14 protein-coding genes are annotated in these 15994 nt (G+C 62.8%); 9 read left to right on the top strand and 5 right to left on the bottom strand.

Translation table 11 applies throughout. The features are described 5' to 3' along the window. Positions 1 to 4 precede the first annotated feature (4 nt). From HZ994_10255 to HZ994_10230, 6 genes are all read left to right on the top strand, one after another. Entirely contained in the window at positions 5 to 658 is a 654-nt protein-coding gene (locus HZ994_10255) for a paraquat-inducible protein A (protein ID QTN32697.1), read from the top strand. Then, positions 655 to 1317, top strand: coding sequence for a paraquat-inducible protein A (locus HZ994_10250; protein QTN32696.1), 663 nt, complete (start codon positions 655 to 657; stop codon positions 1315 to 1317). Before HZ994_10255 ends, HZ994_10250 begins: the two co-directional genes overlap by 4 nt. Continuing rightward, entirely contained in the window at positions 1310 to 2974 is a 1665-nt protein-coding gene (gene pqiB / locus HZ994_10245; GenBank protein QTN32695.1) for an intermembrane transport protein PqiB, read from the top strand. The genes HZ994_10250 and pqiB overlap by 8 nt, the downstream gene beginning before the upstream one ends. Before the next feature lie 5 nt (positions 2975 to 2979). Next, positions 2980 to 3546, top strand: coding sequence for a membrane integrity-associated transporter subunit PqiC (locus HZ994_10240; protein QTN32694.1), 567 nt, complete (start codon positions 2980 to 2982; stop codon positions 3544 to 3546). After that, on the top strand, positions 3543 to 3962 hold the full coding sequence (locus tag HZ994_10235; GenBank protein QTN32693.1) for an HIT family protein: 420 nt from the start codon (positions 3543 to 3545) through the stop codon (positions 3960 to 3962). The genes HZ994_10240 and HZ994_10235 overlap by 4 nt, the downstream gene beginning before the upstream one ends. Before the next feature lie 133 nt (positions 3963 to 4095). Next, positions 4096 to 7197, top strand: coding sequence for a DUF1553 domain-containing protein (locus HZ994_10230; protein QTN32692.1), 3102 nt, complete (start codon positions 4096 to 4098; stop codon positions 7195 to 7197). A gap of 1 nt (position 7198) precedes the next feature. Here the strand turns inward: HZ994_10230 and HZ994_10225 are convergent, their stop codons facing one another. Both HZ994_10225 and HZ994_10220 read right to left on the bottom strand, forming a co-directional pair. Next, positions 7199 to 7462, bottom strand: a complete 264-nt coding sequence (locus HZ994_10225; protein QTN32691.1) for a type II toxin-antitoxin system RelE/ParE family toxin — start codon at positions 7460 to 7462, stop codon at positions 7199 to 7201. Then, positions 7446 to 7652, bottom strand: coding sequence for a toxin-antitoxin system antitoxin subunit (locus HZ994_10220; GenBank protein ID QTN32690.1), 207 nt, complete (start codon positions 7650 to 7652; stop codon positions 7446 to 7448). Before HZ994_10220 ends, HZ994_10225 begins: the two co-directional genes overlap by 17 nt. 61 nt (positions 7653 to 7713) lie before the next feature. Here HZ994_10220 and HZ994_10215 point away from each other — a divergent pair, with 61 nt between their 5' ends. Then, complete coding sequence (locus HZ994_10215) at positions 7714 to 9147, top strand: DUF1501 domain-containing protein (protein QTN32689.1); 1434 nt, start codon at positions 7714 to 7716, stop codon at positions 9145 to 9147. An 8-nt stretch (positions 9148 to 9155) separates the two neighbouring features. On the opposite strand, the gene HZ994_10210 is transcribed toward HZ994_10215, so the two are convergent. Together HZ994_10210 and HZ994_10205 are read right to left on the bottom strand one after the other, a co-directional pair. After that, positions 9156 to 10916: a M56 family metallopeptidase gene (locus HZ994_10210; protein ID QTN32688.1), complete on the bottom strand. Its 1761-nt coding sequence runs from the start codon at positions 10914 to 10916 to the stop codon at positions 9156 to 9158. 12 nt (positions 10917 to 10928) lie between these two features. Then, entirely contained in the window at positions 10929 to 11276 is a 348-nt protein-coding gene (locus HZ994_10205; GenBank protein QTN32687.1) for a BlaI/MecI/CopY family transcriptional regulator, read from the bottom strand. A gap of 239 nt (positions 11277 to 11515) precedes the next feature. Here HZ994_10205 and HZ994_10200 point away from each other — a divergent pair, with 239 nt between their 5' ends. Continuing rightward, positions 11516 to 12928, top strand: coding sequence for a sulfatase (locus tag HZ994_10200; protein QTN32686.1), 1413 nt, complete (start codon positions 11516 to 11518; stop codon positions 12926 to 12928). Positions 12929 to 13034: 106 nt separating this feature from the next. Here the strand turns inward: HZ994_10200 and HZ994_10195 are convergent, their stop codons facing one another. After that, positions 13035 to 14726: an arylsulfatase gene (locus HZ994_10195; protein ID QTN32685.1), complete on the bottom strand. Its 1692-nt coding sequence runs from the start codon at positions 14724 to 14726 to the stop codon at positions 13035 to 13037. Between the two features lie 146 nt (positions 14727 to 14872). Here HZ994_10195 and HZ994_10190 point away from each other — a divergent pair, with 146 nt between their 5' ends. Further along, on the top strand, positions 14873 to 15955 hold the full coding sequence (locus tag HZ994_10190; protein ID QTN32684.1) for a hypothetical protein: 1083 nt from the start codon (positions 14873 to 14875) through the stop codon (positions 15953 to 15955). Positions 15956 to 15994 lie beyond the last annotated feature (39 nt).

Raw genomic sequence — 15994 nt, 5'->3', positions numbered from 1 at the left:
GCATTTGAGAACACGCCTTTCCATACTCAGCTGGCCGAAGCCGAAAGGCGGTCCGCACCACGCGCTCTGCCACTACTGCGACACGCTGCATCTGGCCGATCCCATCGCGGAGGGCTCGCGGGCGAGCTGCGTGCGCTGCGGAGCCACGCTTTTCCAGAACAGGCCGGCTTCGCTGGTGCGGGTCACGGCGTTTTCGCTCACCGCGCTGGTGCTCATGTTCTTCGTCCACAGCGCCCCCTTCGTGGACATGGACGCCGCCGGGATGCGCACCATCCTCACGCTGCCGGGTGCCGCGATGGCACTCATAGATGAGGGCTATCTGCTCGTAGGTTGCGGGGTGGCGCTTTTCACCATCATCACCCCGCTCGTCCTCGCCGGCGGACTCGTCTATGTCTGCGGGCCGCTGATGTTCGGGCGCAGCGCTCCCGGCGCGATGTTCGTCACCCGCTGGATGAGCCGCTCGGAACCATGGAACATGATCGAGGTTTTCCTGCTGGGCGTGCTCGTCAGCCTGCTGAAGCTCGGCGGCCTTGCCGACCTGCATTTCGGCCTGGGCTTCTGGGCTTTCACCGCCCTCATGCTGTGCATGGCGGCCGCCGTCGCGGCCATCGACAAGCGCGAGCTGTGGGATCGCCTGGAGGTGGCGATGTCGGAATGAACGGCCCGGCTAAATATCCACCGAGGGGCTTGTCCAAAGGCTTGGCGGGCTGCCATGTCTGCGAAAAAGTCTCTCCGGTTTCCCTGGGGCATTGCCCGCGCTGCGGCAGCCACCTGCACCTGCGCAAGCCGGACAGCCTCAACCGCACCATCGCCCTAGTGATTGCGGCAGCCGTCATGTACATCCCGGCGAATACGCTGCCCATCATGAGTGTCCGCGAGCTGGGCGTCCTTACGGAAAGCACCATCATGCAAGGCCTCGTGCAGTTCTGGCAGGCGCGCTCCTACCCCATCGCGATTGTCATTTTCACCGCCTCCCTGCTCATCCCGATCCTGAAAATTTTCTCTCTGCTATGGCTCTGCGCTGCGGCCAAGGGCATGGTGCCACACTCCTCGAAAGTCCTCGGACGGGTCTATTGGGTCACGGAGTTGCTGGGGCGCTGGTCCATGGTGGATATCTTCGTGGTCGCCATCCTTGTCACCATGGTGCAGCTGGGAAATTACATGCGCATCACCCCCGGCCCCGGAGCATTGGCCTTTGCCGCGGTCGTCATCCTCACCATGTTTGCAGCAATGAGCTTTGACCCGAAACTGCTTTGGGATCAACTTGAACGCGAGCAGGCCGAAGCGGCTCGCCAACCACTTTCCGAAAATGATTGAAGAAGAACCAAAGGCGGCAGCCCCGCAACTCCGCGCCGCACAGCGCTGGAACGTGGTATGGGTCGTGCCCATCCTGGCGGTGCTCATCGGCGGCTGGATGCTTTACCGGAGCATCAGCTCTAAGGGGCCGGAGGTGCGTATCCGCTTTGAGACGGCGGATGGCATCGTCGCGGGGAAAACGGAGCTGCGCTGCCGCTCGGTGAACGTGGGCAAGGTCACGCGGGTGGAACTCGCCGAGGATCTGAACTCGGTGCTGGTCTATTGCACCCTTGATGCGGGAAACGAAAAACTGCTCCGCAAGGGATCGCGCTTCTGGGTGGTGCGCCCGCGGGTCTCGGCGGCGGATATCTCCGGCCTCGGCACGCTCCTCACCGGGGTGTATATCGAGCTCGAACCCGGCTCCGGGGCGCTCGGCCCGAGGAAATGGAAGGGCAGGGAGACTCCGCCCGCCACCAACCGCAGCGTCCCCGGACGCAGGATCACCCTGGTCTCCGAACACGCCGGATCGCTCTCCGTCGGCTCCTCCGTCTATTACCGGGGATACGATGTGGGCCGGGTGGAAAGCCGCAAGCTCGATCCGGACGGGCGCCGCATCCTCTATGAGATTTTCATACGCGAGCAGTACCAGGGGCTGGTGAGGACAAACACGAAGTTCTGGAACACCAGCGGCATCAGTGTCGCAGCGGGCGTGGACGGCTTCAAGGTCAGGACACCTTCCATCCAAGCCATGGTCGCGGGCGGGGTTTCCTTTGCGATCCAGGAAGGCGTGGACCCCGGAGCGCTCGCAGAGGACGGCATGATCTTCGACCTGCATGAGGATGAGGATGCGGCGAACTCTTCCACCTTCGAGCCGACCCTGCGCCTGCTGCTGCTTTTCGACCAGAGCGTGCGCGGGCTTTCCCAGTCCGCCCCCGTGGAGTACCGCGGCATTGTCATCGGCCGGGTGACGAACATCTCCTTCGATTTCGTGCCGGACAGGGACAACCAGAAGGTGCCCGTGCTTGTGGAGATCGATCCGAAAGTGCTGCGCCCCGTGGGGTCGGAGACCCCGGAGGAGGACGAGCTGCCCATCCTCGGCGATGCCATCGAGAACGGGCTGCGGGCGACTCTCAAAACCGGCAGCCTGCTCACCGGCGCGATGTATGTCGATTTCGACTACTATCCAGACAGCCCCCGGCAGGAGCTGACCTACAAGGGCGATTACCCCCTTGTCCCCACCATCCCTTCCGGCTTCGCCCAGCTTGAGGTGAAGCTCGCCTCCATCCTGGACAAGATCGACAAGCTCCCCATCGAGGATGCGATGGCGAACATCAACCGGGCGGCCGACGAGGCCGCGACGACCGCCGCCGATGCAAGGGGTGCCCTCCGGGAAATCGAGCAGGCCGCCGCCGCCGCGAAGGCGACCATGGAGGATCCCGATTTCAAAAGCCTCCCCGCAGATGTCAGGCAAACCCTCGCCAAGCTGGACGCGGCGCTTGCCAGCGTCGGCCCGGACGGGAACATCCAGGGCGATCTGCTGCGGACTCTCGACGAGCTGCGCAGCGCGATCCGCTCCATGGAGAGCATGACGGATGTCATCAAGGACAAGCCGAATTCGCTCCTCTTCGGCAAGGAGGATTCGGGAAACCCCAGGCCCAAGGCCGCAGGCAAGCGCTGAACGTGATGAAACCCCAGCTCCTATCCACCCTTCTCGCTGCGGCCGTCCTCGCCGGATGCAGCAATCCCACGCCCACCTTCTACAAGCTCAGCGCCGAGGGGCCGCTGCCTTCCGGCGGCGGCACGGGCATCGGCGTAGGCCCCGTTTCCCTCGCGGAGTACGTGGACAGGCAGAACATTGTCATCCAGAGCGGCCCGAACAAGATCGAGCTTGCCGGAAACCACCTCTGGGCCGGGGATCTGGACAATTCCGTGGCGCGCGTCGTCGCCATCAATCTCGGCAGGCGGCTCAACAGCGGCAATATCCGCACCTATCCGTGGCAGCGCGACAGCGAGATCGACTGGCAGGTCGCCATCGACATCCGCGAATTCATCGCCGGCGATGACGGGCATGCCCACATCGAGGCGAGCTGGCGCGTCTACTCACTGCCCGGCTCCAGGCTGGTCAAGTCCCGGACATTCATCGCCAAGGATCCCATCGAATCGGAGGATTTCGAGGCGGTTGTCGCCGCACAATCCAGGTTGCTGGGGAAACTTTCCGAAGACATCGCCGCAGGCATACGGGGGAGATGAACACCGATTTCACGCTCAACGGCAGGCTGGCGGCGGGAGGGTATGAAATTGCCCGCAAACACGGCTGCCGCATCCTCCTCAAGGACGAGGCGAATTTCCCTTGGTTCATCATCGTCCCGGAAGTGTCGGAGGGGGTGGAGGATCTGCACCAGCTCGATGTGGATACCTTCGCGCAGGTCATGCAGGCGGTTCGCGAGGTCTCGCTTTTTGCCAGCTCACGTTTCAATCCGGAGAAACTCAATGTCGCCTGCATCGGCAACATCGTCCGGCAGATGCACATCCATGTTGTCGCCCGATTCACCCATGATCCCGCATGGCCCGGTGTGGTCTGGGCCTGTGAGGTGAAGGGGAAATATCCGCAGGCCGAGGCGGAGGCCATCGTCGCGGCTGCGCAGGCTTTCCTGGAAGTGGGGTGATCCAGCCCTCCCGGCCGGACTCCGTTTTGGCGATGCGTCAGCATTTGGCTTGCCCTGGACGTGTGGCCAAACCGCCCTTACCCTGTAACAAAATACGCCCGAAGTCCGTATATTTTCCTACTTTTCCCCAGTCATGCACCGCCCCTCCACGCCCGTCCTCACTTTCTGCGCCTTCTGCCTGACTGCCCTGGTCGGCGGAGTGACGTGGCTTGGCCTGCGCGATCCTTCCCCCGCTCTCGCCATCGCCCCCTCACTACCCACCCTTGCCGCCGGCGATTCCAAATTGCCCGACAAGGTCTCCTTCAACGCCCACATCCGCCCCATCCTCTCGGACAAGTGCTTCTCCTGCCATGGCTTCGACTCGACCACGCGCGAGGAAAACCTCCGGCTCGACACCGCCGAGGGAGCCTACGCCGCGCTGGAGAGCGATCCGAAGAAGTTCGCCATAGTCCCCGGGAAGCCTGAGGAAAGCGTTGTCTTGCAGCGCATCAACGATGTGGAAGATCCCATGCCGCCGGAGGATTTCCATAAGCCTCTCTCGGCGGAGGAGAAAAACGTCATCGCCCGCTGGATCGAGCAGGGCGCGGTCTATCAGGAGCATTGGGCGTTCGACGCGATCGCGAAGGCAGCGCCGCCGGAGGCCGGAGCCAAGAACTCCATCGACAATTTCATCCGCGAAAACCTCAAGCAGCACAACCTTGAGCCATCCCCGCCCGCCGAAAAATCCACGCTGATCCGCCGCGTCACGCTGGATCTAACAGGTTTCCCGCCCACCCCGGAGGAGCTCGATGCGTTCCTGAAGGACGAATCCCCCGACGCTTACGAAAAACTCGTGGATCGCCTCCTCGCCTCCCCCCGCTACGGCGAGCGCATGGCCGTGCCTTGGCTGGATGCGGTGCGCTACGCCGATACCGTCGGCTACCACGGCGACCAGAACGCGCGCATTTTCCCCTATCGCGACTACGTCATCGACTCCTTCAACGCCAACAAGCCCTTCGACCAGTTCACCCGCGAGCAGCTCGCCGGCGATCTCATGCCGAACCCCACCGAGGAGCAGAAAACCGCCACCGGTTTCCTCCGCCTCAACCTGATGACCCGCGAGGGCGGCGCGCAGATCAACGAATACCTCGCCAAGTCCGCCGCCGACCGCGTCCGCGCCGTGGGCGCCGGTTGGCTGGGCCTCACCACCGGTTGCGCCGAGTGCCACGACCACAAGTTCGATCCCTTCACCGCGAAGGATTTCTACTCGCTGGCCGCGTTTTTCAACGATGTGCGGCAATGGGGGGTTTACTCGCACTACAACAGCTCGCCGAACCCGGACTTGCCCGGCTCCAACAACGAGTGGCCGTTCCCGCCGGAGCTTTATACGAAAACCCGCTCGGTCATGGAGCGCCTCGAAGCCGCGCGCGATGCCTCCCTCGCCGCCGCGAAAACCGTCACTCCCGATCCCGCCGCTCTCGAAGCATGGCGCCAATCCACCGCCGCTTTCCTCACCGCAAACCCATCCGGCTGGCTGCCGCTCCAGGCCACCGCCATCACGCGCGGCGGCACCCTTCCTCCTCCCAGCCAAGCCGCCGACGGCTCCATCCTCCTCACCGGCGCGCCCGTGAAGGACGACACCCTCACCATCACCTACGCCCTGCCTCCGGGCACCTCGCTGAAAACGATCCGCCTCGAAGCCTTGCCGGACGCCGCGAACAACAACCGCATCGGCCGCCGCCCCGACGGGAAATTCGCACTCACCCCGGAGTTCGCCGCCAACGGCCAAAAACTAGGTTTCTCGTACCAACAGGCGGATCGCCGCACCCCCGAGAGATACTCGAACGGCGGCCAGTCGCCCCTGTTGGAAAACACCTGGCAATCCGCCCCGGCCGTCTTCGAGGAGCCTTCCGACGCCGCCAGCCTGCCTCACCACGCCCACTACCACCTCGACGGCTCGCTCGCTTTCCCGGAGGCCTCTACGCTCACCCTCACGCTGAAGTCGGCGGACATCGGGAAATTCCGCGTCAGCATAAGCCCCTTCGCCGATCCCATCCCCGGCGAGCCCTCCGCGCTCCGTCCGCAGCTCGCTTCGGTTTTCAACTCGGACAAAACCACCGACCCGGACATCGCCGCCGCCCACGTTCTCGCCACCACGCCTTTCGCGAAACTGCCACCCGCCGCCCAGCAAGCCCGCGGACAGATCATCGCGGCTCGCGCCGGTTACGCCCATTCCATGGTCTCGCAGCCCGTCCCGGCGGACAAGATCCCGCAAGGCCGCATCCTGCCGCGCGGCGATTGGATGAACCCCGGCGAAAAGGTCGAGCCCGCCTTCCCCGCCTTCCTTTCCAAGCATCTCCAACCCTCCGGAAAACGCCTCACCCGCACCGAACTCGCCGAGTGGCTGCTCGCCGAGGAAAACCCGCTCACCTCCCGCCACTTCGTGAACCGCCTCTGGAAACAGTTCTTCGGAAAAGGCCTCTCCAACATCCTCGACGACCTCGGCAACCAGGGCGAGTGGCCCTCCCACCCCGAACTCATCGACTGGCTCGCCGCGGAGTTCCGCGAGTCCGGCTGGGATGTGAAGCACATGGTCCGCCTCATCGTCACCTCGGAGACCTACCGCCAGGCCTCCGCGAAAAACCCGGCACTCGCCGAGATCGACCCCGACAACCGCCTGCTCTCCGAGCAATCCGCCCGCCGCCTGGAAGCCGAGTTCATCCGCGACAACGCCCTCGCCATCTCCGGCCTCATCGCCGATGACATGATCGGCGGCCCCTCGATCCTGCCCTACCAGCGCGAGAACTATTGGGAAAACCTCAACTTCCCCGAGCGGAAATACATTTCCTCCACCGGCCCCGACCAATACCGCCGCGGCCTCTACACCCATTGGCAGCGCACCTTCATCCACCCCATGTTCGCCGCCTTCGACGCCCCCTCCCGCGAGGAATGCGCCGTGGACCGCTTCCAGTCGAACTCGCCCCAGCAAGCCCTCACCCTCCTCAACGACCCCACCTTCGTCGAGGCCGCCAAGGCCTTCGCCGCCCGTTTGGAAAAGGAAATCCCCGGCGGCTCCGACGCGGACAAGATCGCCCGCGCCTACATCCTCGCCCTCTCCCGCCCGCCCTCCGAAAAGGAAACCGAAAACCTGACCGCGTTCCTCGAAAAACTCCGCAAGGAGGACAAGGGAACCGATGCGATGGAGCAGCTCTGCCGCGTCATCCTAAACCTGCACGAGACGATCAACCGCTACTGAATCAATACACGTTTTTCCGATGCCCCACCTTCACCACCATAACCCTCATCTGCCCGTCCTCGATGTGGCAAATGATGCGGAAGTCATCGACGCGGTATCGCCAGAATTCGCCGAGTTCGCCTTTGAGCTGCTTGCCGAATCTCCGGGGATCCTCATCGCCTGCGACCTTCTCCCTGAGGAACGCAACGATCTTCCGGGCGGGATCGTGTCCGAGTTTGCGGAGCTGCTTGAGCGCCTTTTCGGAAAAACTATAGTCCCAGCTCACGTTCGACTTCCCCTGAGCTGTAAACACGACCCGGATTTTTCGCGACCTTCGCGGCCTCGTAGTAATCCTCAAGATCCTCCAACTGCTGGACGATCGCTTCATGCGCCACGGAGGCTATCGTCCGCCCGGTCGATTTCGCCAAGGCGGCGACTCGCGCTTCCAAATCCGGTGCCAATTCCACTGCGATCACGCGATCACACTAGCCGTTGCCGATGCCTTTTCAAGCATGGAGAATTCCACACCAACTGATCATGAACGACCTCCGGAAACAACTCGCCCTCCACCACGCATGGCAGCAGGACTGGTCGCGCCGCACCTTCCTGAAGCGCAGCTTCGCCGGCCTCGGCGGGATCGCGCTTTCCCAGTTTTCCAAAGCCGCCAGCCTGCCCTATCTCCACCAGCAGGGCGGCCTGCATTTCCCGGCGAAGGCGAAGCGCGTCATCCACCTCTGCATGGCCGGCGGCCCCTCGCACCTGGAGTCCTTCGATCCCAAGCCCCAGCTCGACGCCCTCAACGGCCAGCCGTTTCCCGAATCCTTCACGAAAGGCCAGCAGCTCGCCCAGCTCCAGGGCTCCAAACTCATCGCGCGCGGCTCGTTCACGAAATTCACCAAACACGGCCAGGCCGGGATCGAGATCTCCGACCTTTTCCCGCACATCGGCTCGATCGCGGATGAGATCTGCGTGATCCGCTCGATGGTCACCGAGCAGATCAACCACGATCCCGCCCACGCCTTCATGAACTCCGGCTCCATCCTCAAGGGCCGCCCCAGCATGGGCTCATGGCTGCTTTATGGACTCGGCTCCGACACGCAGAACCTGCCGGGATACGTGGTGATGGTATCGCGCGGAAAATTTGCGGACCAGCCCATCTCCGCGCGGCAATGGTCATCCGGTTTCCTGCCCTCGAAATTCCAGGGCGTGCAGTTCCAATCGAAAGGCGACGCCGTCCACTACGTCGGCAGCCCGGATGGCGTTTGCCAATCCACCCAGCGCCAGGTGATCGACGAAGTGCAGCGCCTCAACGGCCTGCTGCGCGAGCACCATTACGACCCGGAGATCGAAACCCGCATCGCGCAATACGAGATGGCCTTCCGCATGCAATCCTCCGTGCCCGAACTCACCGACATGAAAGGCGAGCCCCAGCACATCCTCGACATGTACGGCGTGAAAGAGGCCGGCGACGGCTCCTTCGCGTCGAACTGCCTGCTCGCCCGCCGGATGCTGGAGCGCGGCGTCCGTTTCGTGCAGCTCTACCACCGCGGCTGGGACCAGCATTCGGACATCGAGACAAGGATGCCGCAATCGGCCGCCCTCACCGACCAGGCCTCCGCCGCCTTGGTGAAAGACCTCAAGCAACGCGGCATGTTAGAAGACACCCTTGTCATCTGGGGCGGGGAGTTCGGCCGCACCCCCATGGGTCAGGGCACCGGCCGCGACCACCACATCAAGGCCTTCTCCCTCTGGATGGCCGGCGCGGGCATCAAGGGCGGCCACGTCCACGGCGCCACCGACGAGCTCGGCTACGCTTCCGTCCAGGACACCGTCAGCGTCCACGACCTTCACGCCACCCTGCTGGATCGCTTCGGCATCGACCACGAACGTTTCACCAGGAAATTCCAAGGCCTCGACTACAAGCTCACCGGCGTCGAGCCATCGAAGGTGATCAAAGGGATCTTGGCGTAAGCCACACCTCAGTCGGCACGAGGAATGATGGTGACCGCAAACTCATCGATCTTGTAATCCATCTTCGCCGCATCACAGACATACTTGAGGGTCGCACCGAACGGCACGTTGCGGAGATGGAGTTCCGCAATGCGGGGCACGTCCCCGGCTGCGGCACCATCCCCCTCTTTGTTCGCGGGAAGCGGTTTGCGGATCACGAAATTGAATCCTCGTTTCGCGGGATCTTTCTCCGCCACATCGAGCTCCAGCGACCTCAGGCGGAGAAAATCGATCGCTTCCTCAATGGTGATGTTGTCGAAGTGCATTGCCGGAATGACGATTTGCTCAAGCTTCCTGGCGATGATCGCGGCACCCGGACCATTTGCAGGCTTGGCCGCGTCGGCTCCTTCCGCATTGCCGAGGGGACGGATGGCGATTGCAAACTCGTCCACCTTGTAGGCCATCCTAGTTGCATTGCAGATGTAATCGAGAACCACGCCGATCGGGACATTCCGGAGGCGGAGTTCCGGGATGCGGCGTGATTCCGGATCATCGTCGTCCTTGGCGCCCGGAGCTCCCTGTATCACGAAATTGAATCCCTTTCTCGCGGGATCTTTCTCCGCCACATCGAGCTCTGCAGACCGGATGCGGAGATATTCAATCGCGTCGCCGAGGGTGACGTCCTCGAAATCGATTCTCGGCATGACAATTCGGTTGAGCTTTGCTTCGATGCCCGCTTGCCCGGGTTTCGCGGCTGCATCGGGAATCCGGGCAGCGGCATCGGGAGCTTCGGAGAACCCCAGGCTTGAAAGGCCGAAGGTGGCGGCGGCGATGCCGAGCGAGACGATTGCTTTGGTTTTCATAGTCAATGGTTTGGTTTGGGTTGCGCTTTTATCGAGAATGAAGCGGATGCGGGAGCCGAGCTGGGACCAACGGGCCATGCCAAGGCTGTGCCCGAGGATGCCCTGCGAGCATCTGGCGGTTTCGAGGAGATCCTCGGCGTATTCATCCGCCGGAATGCCTGCGGCGAGGGCGATCTCATCGCAGGCCTCTTCCTGGGCGGCGACCAATTGGCGGTGGGCAAGCCAGATCAGCGGATGGAACCACAACGCAGCCCGCACAAGGCTCGCGAACATGCGCACCAGCGGATCCCTGCGGCTGATGTGCGCGGCTTCGTGGTGGAGTGTGGAGCGCAACCTGCGCATCGACCAGCCGGCTGCGGATTCCGGCAATAGGACCGATTCCCGGATGAATCCTGCGGTGAACGGGGCGGCAGGGGATCTGGTGAGGTAGAGCGGAGCCGGATGCGGTTTCTGTGGCCTGATCGTTAGCCATTCCTCCAAGGTTACACCGTAGGCGGGTTTTTTCGGAATGAACCGGATCCGCAGGATCGAGATCAGGATGGGAAGCAGGGAGACGATCAGGCCGGCGGAAAACACCACGGAGACCCAATCGACCCTGCGCGCCGGATCCCGGGCATCGATGGATTCAATGGGACCAGCGGGCATGGCCGATGGAATCGCTGGCGCCGCGACCGCCTCGCGGATGGGAGTGGGCGCTTGGGTGATCTCGATCTCCGCGACCGCCGGGAACCGGGGCAGGATGTTCAGCAGGCTCCTGCCGTGGCTGGCCAGGATCATTGCGGGGAGGATGAGGAAAATCGCCGCCCAGAACGTTGAACGCAGCGCAGGGCGCTTGAGGAGGGGAGCCACCGCGAGCGCGATCAGAAGTGCCGAGGTGAACTTCGCGAGGCTGAGGAGCAGATCGGGGTGGGAGTTGAAACTGTTCATGGCGGTGGATGGTCAGGATCGGGATTTTTTGCCACGGGCTTCGGAAATCAACTGCTCGAGCCGGGCAAGCTCATGCTCGTCGATTTTCGATCTTGTTCCGGAAAACCTCGCGGCAACCGCGTCAGACAGGGAGCCATTGAAGAACACTTCCAGCAATTTCCCGAGGGCGCTATTCGCCACCGCCTCTTTCTCGATGGCAGGCTCGTAGATGAACTCGCGCCCCTGTTTGATCCGCGTCAATTTGCCTTTGTTGGTGAGGATGGTCACGAATGTCCGGACGCCGTTCCTCGAAAGGTCGTCGGGCATCCTTTCCGTGAGATCGGCTACAGTCATCGGCCCGTTTGCAAAAAGGATCTCCATGATCTGGATCTCTCTCCGGGATAGCTTCGAGAGTGAGTGGGACGATTTTTCCTGTGCCATACGGAAAGCCATAATCGCATTGTCGCGACCTGTAAAACTAAAAATTAAGTTTTTATTTCATGAGCCGGGTGACTGTCGATTCGGAGTTGTCCGGAAGCGGATTTTGCCGCTGCGGAAAAAAGGTGATGCCAGTTGGCTTGGTATCCTGTACCAAAGGGTTGGATAGATTCAGCCCTAACATGAAACCCCTCCTCCTTGCCTGCCTGCTCACCGGCAGCCTCGTCGCCGCCGAGCGCAAACCCGACATTCTCTTCATCGCCGTCGACGACCTCAACAACTGGATCTCGCCGCTGGGCGGAAACCCCCAGACCGTCACCCCGAACTTCGCAAGGCTCGCCGCACGCAGCGTCGCTTTCACCAACGCCCACTGCATCGCCCCTTCCTGCGGCCCCGTCCGCGCGGCGATCATGAGCGGCATCCCGCCGTGGCAGTCCGGCCTCTACGACAACCGCCAGAAGCTCCGCGACGTGATGCCCGACGTCACCCTGATGCCCCGGCACTTCGCGAACCACGGCTACCACGCCGCCGGCTCCGGGAAAATCCTTCACTACGTCATCGATCCGCCGAGCTGGGACGAATATTTCCCGAAAAAGGATGGCGACGACCCGTTCCCCTTCACCCTTTATCCCAAGAAGCGCCCGGTCTCCCTGCCGCGCGCCGGGGAATGGCAATACATGGAGACCGATTGGGGCCCGCTCGACTGCACCGACGAGGAGTTCGGCGGGGATCACAAGGTCACGGAATGGATTGCAGGGCAGCTCGCCCATCCTCCGGAAAAGCCCTTCTTCCTCGCTTGCGGCCTCTACCGCCCGCACGAGCCATGGTTCGTCCCGAAGAAATACTTCGAGCCGTTTCCCCTCGATCAGATCCAGCTCCCGGCCGGATACCGCGCCGACGACCTCGAGGACATCCCGCCCGCCGGACAACGCCTCGCCCGCAACCGCTATTTCGCCCACATCAACTGGAACGGCCAATGGCGACAGGGCGTGCAGGGTTACCTCGCATCCATCCACTTCGCCGATGCCATGCTCGGCCGCGTGCTCGATGCCCTGGAAAAATCCCCGCGCCGCGACAACACCATCGTCGTCCTCTGGAGCGACCACGGCTGGCACCTCGGAGAAAAGGAGCACTGGCAGAAATTCACCGGCTGGCGCGTCTGCACCCGCGTCCCCTATTTCATCTCCGTCCCGAAAGGCTGCCCGGGGCTGCCCGCCGGCACCACCCCCGGCATTTGCGAAAGCCCCGTCTCCACCTTCGACACCTTCCGCACCCTGCTCTCGCTCACCGGCGTGCCGGATCGCGAAGGCCAACCGGTGGAAGGCAACGACCTGACACCCCTTCTCGCAAATCCCGAAGCGGAATGGCCGCACGTCTCCGTCACCCAGCTCGGCAAGCCCGGCGAGTTCGCCGTCTCAGGCGAGCGCTTCCGCTACATCCGCTACGCCGATGGCGGGGAGGAGCTTTACGACATCACCGCAGACCCCCACGAATTCGCGAACCTTGCCGAAGATCCCTCCCAAGCAAGCACCATTGAAACGATGCGCACACTCGCCCCGAAGAAACCCAGGCCCGGCTCGAATCCAAGCCGCTGAAGCCAGGCATCCCCCACATCATGATGGCACGATGCCTGGTTGGCCGCACAAAACCCAGCCAATCAAGCATGGCCAATGGTAGGCGGGCGTCAACCGCTCCCCGTTCTCACGGCGCAGGGAAAACCAGCGTCCTCTCTGCCTGGCGGAGAAATTCCGCAGACATCGCCTCGACGCGATCAGGTTGCTCCGGGGCGAGGTCGTTCTGCTCGGAAGGGTCTTTCGACAGATCATACAGCCTCCACGCGGCTCCCGGCCGCATTCCGCTTTTTCCAAGGCCATTTTCGGAAACCAGTTTCCAATCGCCCTGGCGGATGGCGGCATTCTGCTCATGCTCGAAGATCAGGGTGCGCGGCTCATCCTGTTTTCCGGCGAATGCGGGGACGAGGCTGCGACCCTCCGGCGGCGGGATGTCCGCGCCTTTGCGATGCTTCGGATAACTGGCACCTCCGAGATCAACGCACGTCGCCATGATGTCCATGACATGGGAAACCTGCGGGCGGAGCTTTCCGCGATCGGCGATCCCCTTCGGCCAGTGGGCGATCATCGGTGTGCGGATGCCGCCCTCATGGGCATAGTGCTTGTAGAGCGAGAGCGGGGTGTTGCAGGCGTTCGCCCACGCGCAGCCGTAGCTCAACAGGCTGTTCATGCCCCCCATCAGATCGAGTTCCTCGCCCCTGTGCAGGACATTGGGCTTGTTCGGCGTGCCCGAACCGATGCCGTGGCCGGGTTTGTTGCCCGAGTAGTCCGCCTTTTCGAGATCGAACCCGAACGGCTCCCACTCCGCGCAGGCGCCGTTGTCGCTGAGGAAAAGAATGAGCGTGTTGTCCAGTTCGCCGCTCGCACCCAGATCGCGAACCAGGCGCCCGATGTTGCTGTCCATGTTCTCGACCATCGCGGCATAGACTGCCATACGCCTCGCAAGATCCGCGCGGCGATCTTCGTCCAGCGATTCCCATGCCGGGTTCATCCCGTCCGCCGTCATCGATCCGATCCGCTCCGCGACATCCGGCCGATCGATGGCCCCGCGTGGCGGGAGCTGCATACTACGGGCGATGAGGCCAAGCTCCTTCATTCGGGCGAGGCGCTGTTCCCGGATCGCGTCCCACCCTTTCGCATATGTATCCACGTATGTTTTCGTGAGGCTCCCCGGCGCTTGGATCGGGAAATGCGGTGCCTGGTAAGCCACGTAGAGCAGCCACGGCTTCCCGCTCTCACGGGCGATTCCCAGAAAATCCAGCGCGTGATCCGTGATCGCGTCGGTGGCGAAATACTCGCCCTCCACATACTTGCGGTGCGGATGGCCTTCGGGGAGGCGGATCATCATTTTTGGATCCCATGAATCGACCCCGTAGCCGTGAACGAAACCGTAGAACTCATCGAAGCCCCGTTCGGTCGGCCCCGGGGTGTTCACGTGCCATTTTCCGCAGGCGAGGGTCGCGTAACCCGCCGGGCGGAGCACTTCCGCCAGGGTGACGCAGCGATCGGTGAGGCGGCCTTGGTAGCCCGGCTGCTTTCCTCCGCCCACGAAACGACCTATCCCCGCCTGGTGCGGGTAAAGCCCGGTCAGCAGGCTTGCCCGCGTAGGGCAGCAGCGGCTGGAATTGTAGGTCTGGGTGAAACGCAGTCCTTCCGATGCGAGCGCATCGAGGTTCGGAGTGCGGATCTCGCCGCCGTAGCAGCCGAGGTCAGAGTAGCCCAAGTCGTCGGCTAGGATGATCAGGAGATTCGGGCGGCTCTCTCCCTGCGCCGCAACCACAAAGCCCAATAGGGCGCTGGCCACGGATGAGGCGCGAATCATGGGATCATGCGAACACCGATCGGCGCATTCGAAAAGGACAAACATCCCTGTGGTGGAAAATGTGTCCTTCCGATGGGCGCGAAACCCGGCATGCTCCTACAGCACGATGACAAATCACCGTCGCAGCTTACGTTACGATCAAAGTCATGCCGCATGCGTTCTTCGTTGCCCTCTCTCTCGCCATCACCACAGTCCTCACCCTAGCCGGCGAGGAAGTGATCAGGGACTCGCAGGGAATGGATTGCTACGTCTACACGCCCGATCCGGTGGATCTCGCGAAGACTTACCAGTTCGTGGTCGGCGTCCATGGAGCCCGTGGCAACGGCAAAGGCGCGGCTGGAACGGCAGGCTGGGCGGCACGGGGCGATGTGATCGTCATCGGGCCGTCGTTCGACACGAAAAACGAGAACCCATTCCAGAACGGCAACGGCGTCCACGCCGAGAAGCTCATCAATCTCTTCGAGGAGCTGGGCAAACGCTACAAGCTGCGCGAAAAGATGTTCCTGCACGGCTTTTCCGCCGGCAGCCAGTTCACCCACCGTTTCGCGATGAACCATCCGAAACTCGTCTGCGGGGTCTCCGCCCATTCCGGCGGCACCTGGGCCACCGACAACTACGGGAACATTAGTAATTCGGCGAAGAAGATCCCCTTCGCCATTTCCTGCGGGGAGAACGACACGGGCAAATCCTTCGGCGAAGCCCCCTACGGCCGCCTCGAATGGTTCGGCAGGTTCCGCGACGAGCTGGACAAGAAGGGATTCTGCCACATCGCCGCAAGCTGGCCGGGCGTGGGGCACAGCATCTCGCCCGGCGCATGGGACTTCGCGCAGCAATGCTTCCAGCTCGCCACCGGACTTCCCGGAAAATCGGCGACCCAAGAGGTGGCGATCAGCGCCGAGTGGAAGAACCTCGACGGCATCCCGAAAGCAACCCCGCCCGCCAAGCCCGCGCCGCCAGCCGTCCCGACCATCCCCGATGCGACCGCCAAGGCCGCGTTCGCGAAAGCGAACGCGGAGGAGATCCCGGCCGACAAGCTGCTCACCTTCATGCGGAAATACCCGCCTGTCCTCTGGAAGGACAAGCCCGGCTCGGCCAAGCTGCTCGAACAATGCAGGAACGCTGCGGAAACGTGGCACGCCGCCGCCAAGTCGAACGGCCTCTGGAAAGGCAAGGACAAGGAGGATTTCCTGAGGCTCTCCGAGGGTCTTGGGATCGGGACCGCGGATTGATGCGGAAATCCCGCAACGGATTCATGAAAGACAGAGCTA

Source organism: Akkermansiaceae bacterium (assembly GCA_017798145.1).
Lineage (GTDB): Bacteria > Verrucomicrobiota > Verrucomicrobiia > Verrucomicrobiales > Akkermansiaceae > Luteolibacter.
Note: the sequence above shows the minus strand (reverse complement) of the source record. Positions and strands in the feature narration are given on the sequence as shown.

Coding starts and splice junctions, on each gene's coding strand:
- HZ994_10250 (QTN32696.1), top strand. CDS start 655: ATGAACGGCCCGGCTAAATATCCACCGAGGGGCTTGTCCAAAGGCTTG.
- pqiB (QTN32695.1), top strand. CDS start 1,310: ATGATTGAAGAAGAACCAAAGGCGGCAGCCCCGCAACTCCGCGCCGCA.
- HZ994_10240 (QTN32694.1), top strand. CDS start 2,980: ATGAAACCCCAGCTCCTATCCACCCTTCTCGCTGCGGCCGTCCTCGCC.
- HZ994_10235 (QTN32693.1), top strand. CDS start 3,543: ATGAACACCGATTTCACGCTCAACGGCAGGCTGGCGGCGGGAGGGTAT.
- HZ994_10230 (QTN32692.1), top strand. CDS start 4,096: ATGCACCGCCCCTCCACGCCCGTCCTCACTTTCTGCGCCTTCTGCCTG.
- HZ994_10215 (QTN32689.1), top strand. CDS start 7,714: ATGAACGACCTCCGGAAACAACTCGCCCTCCACCACGCATGGCAGCAG.
- HZ994_10210 (QTN32688.1), bottom strand. CDS start 10,916: ATGAACAGTTTCAACTCCCACCCCGATCTGCTCCTCAGCCTCGCGAAG.
- HZ994_10205 (QTN32687.1), bottom strand. CDS start 11,276: ATGGAGATCCTTTTTGCAAACGGGCCGATGACTGTAGCCGATCTCACG.
- HZ994_10200 (QTN32686.1), top strand. CDS start 11,516: ATGAAACCCCTCCTCCTTGCCTGCCTGCTCACCGGCAGCCTCGTCGCC.
- HZ994_10195 (QTN32685.1), bottom strand. CDS start 14,726: ATGATTCGCGCCTCATCCGTGGCCAGCGCCCTATTGGGCTTTGTGGTT.
- HZ994_10190 (QTN32684.1), top strand. CDS start 14,873: ATGCCGCATGCGTTCTTCGTTGCCCTCTCTCTCGCCATCACCACAGTC.